The organism is Komagataeibacter kakiaceti JCM 25156, assembly GCF_000613305.1.
This window is the reverse complement of the sequence record NZ_BAIO01000282.1, coordinates 1-3,081: the sequence shown is the minus strand read 5'-3', so window position 1 is coordinate 3,081 and position 3,081 is coordinate 1. Positions and strand designations below refer to the sequence as shown.

4 protein-coding genes and 3 pseudogenes are annotated in these 3,081 nt (G+C 66.2%); 4 read left to right on the top strand and 3 right to left on the bottom strand.

All coding sequences use genetic code 11. From position 1 onward, the window contains the following. The 3 genes and pseudogenes from JCM25156_RS32835 to JCM25156_RS12325 all read right to left on the bottom strand — a co-directional run. Positions 1-178 (bottom strand): annotated as a pseudogene (locus JCM25156_RS32835) (EcsC family protein); the annotation flags it as partial. Positions 179-360: 182 nt separating this feature from the next. Beyond that, on the bottom strand, positions 361-774 hold the full coding sequence (locus JCM25156_RS12330) for an EVE domain-containing protein (RefSeq protein ID WP_025813308.1): 414 nt from the start codon (positions 772-774) through the stop codon (positions 361-363). A gap of 8 nt (positions 775-782) precedes the next feature. Next, positions 783-1,076: a YciI family protein gene (locus tag JCM25156_RS12325; protein ID WP_025813307.1), complete on the bottom strand. Its 294-nt coding sequence runs from the start codon at positions 1,074-1,076 to the stop codon at positions 783-785. A 177-nt stretch (positions 1,077-1,253) separates the two neighbouring features. On the opposite strand from JCM25156_RS12325, the gene JCM25156_RS12320 reads away from it, so the two are divergent. From JCM25156_RS12320 to JCM25156_RS24085, 4 genes and pseudogenes are all read left to right on the top strand, one after another. Further along, positions 1,254-2,048 (top strand): heme ABC transporter permease, encoded by a 795-nt coding sequence (locus JCM25156_RS12320; RefSeq protein WP_025813305.1) that lies wholly within the window; start codon positions 1,254-1,256, stop codon positions 2,046-2,048. Then, positions 2,045-2,191, top strand: a pseudogene (locus JCM25156_RS29960) (hypothetical protein). The gene JCM25156_RS12320 and the pseudogene JCM25156_RS29960 overlap by 4 nt, the downstream one beginning before the upstream one ends. Beyond that, positions 2,188-2,721, top strand: a complete 534-nt coding sequence (ccmE, locus tag JCM25156_RS12310) for a cytochrome c maturation protein CcmE (RefSeq protein ID WP_025813303.1) — start codon at positions 2,188-2,190, stop codon at positions 2,719-2,721. Before JCM25156_RS29960 ends, ccmE begins: the two are co-directional and overlap by 4 nt. Positions 2,722-2,729: 8 nt before the next feature. Further along, positions 2,730-3,081, top strand: a pseudogene (locus JCM25156_RS24085) (heme lyase CcmF/NrfE family subunit); the annotation flags it as partial.

Genomic DNA, 3,081 nt, shown 5'->3' with positions numbered 1-3,081 from the left:
GACCGAGCGTGCGCATGCCCAGCATGGCCGCCTGCCCCACGGCGCCGCCCATGAGGTCGGCAAGGCGCACCAGCACGCCGCGCCCCGTCTCGACCCGTTCCAGCGCCTGCTGGAGTTCGGTAATACACGCGCTGTCCAGCGTCAGCGGTGCCAGTTCGTTTGAGGAACCTGCACTCATTACAATGCCCTTCGCCTGATCTTCCGTAACAGTCCGGACCGGCCCGCCCCTGCCCCGTGGTGACGGGGCGTGGATGGGGGCCGGTCGCTACGCCCATGCGGCAGTTCCCACCGTTTCAGCACCATGATGCCCGTCTTGCAATGCGCATCACCGTACCTGCTGGCATGAAACGCCTGCCTCCGTTAGCTGTTCCAGCCGCCCATGGCGCACAGATGCCGCCAGTGCGCGTCCGAAACCGGCACGACGGACAGACGCGACTGACGCACCAGCGCCAGATCCGCCAGCGCGGGATCGGCCTTGATGGCGGCCAGCGTGACCGGGCGCGGCATGGGGCCGATGGCGCGCACGTCCACGCAGACCCACCGGCCATCATCCGCCGTGGGGTCCGGGTAGGCGGCGCGCGCCACCTCGACCACGCCCACGATCTCACGGCCCACGTTGGAATGGTAGAAGAAGGCGCGATCCCCCACCGCCATGGCGGCGAGGTTCTTCTTCGCCTGGTGGTTGCGCACGCCCGTCCAGGGTTCCACGCCATTCGCAACCTGCTCGGACCATGAAAAGGCGTCCGGCTCGGACTTGATCAGCCAGTAGGCCATGCGTCTTTTCACTCCACCCGCATGCAATCACGAAAAACTGAACGGAACGGACGGATCACAACGCTCTCGAACAGTTCCACCTTGGCGTACGGGTCTTCGGCGGCAAAGCCCTCGGCCGCGGCGCGGTCGGCCACATCGACCACCAGCAGGCTGCCACAGGGGCGGTTTTCCGCGTCCAGCAGCGGGCCACCATGCACCAGATGCTGTTTCCACCGCTCAAGATAGGCCAGATGGCGTTCACGCGTGGCCTTGCGGGTTTCAAGGCAGCCGGGTTTATCCGTGCAGACGATGGCAAACAGCATGTTTTCTCCTCCTGGGGCGGGACCGTACCATGATTGGGACAGGACTGGCCGTGTCTTTTTTAACGCGATAGTGTAGAGCAGCAAAACGCCAGCCCCTACCCGACCGCGGGCCATGGTATGATTTTTCTCGACCGTTTTCATCGCAGGGACACGGCCCCCCGCACGGATGGATCAACCTTGAACGCAACGCAAAGCCTGACCGCACGAACCGGCAACCTATTCCACCGCTATGCCAATCCGGGGCGTTTCCTGCGCATGGGGGCACGGCTGCAGCCATGGCTGACATGGCCCGCGCTGGTCCTGTCCGCCGCCGGGATCGCGTGGGGGCTGTTCTTCTCCCCCGCCGACTGGCAGCAGGGCGACAGCGTGCGCATCATGTACGTGCATGTGCCGACGGCATGGCTGGCATCTTCCGGTTACATGGGCATCGCCATCTGTTCCGTGCTGTCGCTTGTCTGGCGGCACCCGCTGGCGGATCTGGCGGCGGTCGAGATCGGGCCGGTGGGCGCGGCCATCACCGCCGTATGCCTTGCCACTGGCTCGCTATGGGGCAAGCCGATGTGGGGCACGTGGTGGGTGTGGGATGCGCGGCTGACCTCGGTCCTGGTGCTGTTTTTCCTGTATCTGGGCCATATCGCGCTGATCCGCGCGTTTGACGAACCGCAGCGTGGCTACCGGGCCGCCGCCATTCTGGGGCTGGCCGGGGCCATTGACCTGCCCATCATCAAATTCAGCGTGCAGTGGTGGAACACCCTGCACCAGCCGGACAGCATCACCGTGACCGGCGCGCCGACCATGTCCACCTCCATGCTGTGGCCGCTCGGGCTGACCACGCTGGGTTTCACGCTGGGCTTTGGCGCGATCGTGCTGGCCCGCCTGCGCGCCGCCGTGATGGAAAGCCGCGTGCGCACGATCCTGGCCGCCAACCGGGGCCGCCAGTCCGCCCCCCAGCCTGACGGTACTGCCCGATGACCCACCTGCTATATCGTGGCCGCCTATGGCCTGACCATTGGCGTCGCATGATCCTTTCGGTCAATGCCGCGCTCCGGCTGCGTCGGGCGCGCGCACGTCTGGCCGCGATCGAACAGCCCCGCCGGACACGCCAGCCGTCATGACCCGCAAGAGCCGACGCCTGTGGCTGGTGGTTGCGTGCATGATCGGGCTTGGATCCGCCGCCGCCCTGACCCTCAATGCCTTTTCCTCCAACATCGTGTTCTTCATGGCGCCCTCGCAGGTACGGGCCAAGGCCCCGCCGCCCGACCGCACGATCCGCCTTGGCGGCATGGTGGTGGCCGGTAGCGTGCGGCGTGAAACGCTCAGGGATTCCCCCATCGCCATCTTCGACGTGACCGATGGACAGGCCGCCGTGACCGTGCGGTACGAGGGCATCCTGCCCGACCTGTTCCGTGAGGGGCAGAGCGTGGTGGCGGTGGGCACCGTCAACCGTGACGGCACGTTCCGCGCCAGCGAGGTTCTGGCCAAGCATGACGAGACCTACATGCCCAAGGAAGTGGCCGAGGAACTGCGCCGCAGCGGCAAATGGGATCCCCGCTTCGGCAAGGCCCCCGACGCCGCGAGCTGGAACACCATGACCGCCGCGGACGCCGGAAAGAAACCGGCCACCCCGACAGCTGACGGAAACTGACATCCGCAATGAACCCGGAACTTGGAAATTTTGCACTGGCGCTGGCCTGCTGCATGGCCATCGGACAGGCCACCCTGCCACTGATCGGGGCGAACCGGCGTGACGGCCGCCTCATGGCGCTGGCCCCCGCGCTGGCGGTGGGCCAGATGCTCGCGCTGGTCACGGCGTTCGCCTGCCTGATCCACGCCGCCATCACCAACGATTTTTCGGTGCAGAACGTGGCCGCCAACAGCGCGGTCAGCAAGCCGCTGCTGTACAAGATCACGGGTGTATGGGGTAACCATGAAGGCTCGGTGCTGTTATGGGCGCTAATCCTGTCCATATGCGGCGGGGCCGTGGCGCTGTTCGGGCGCAACCTGC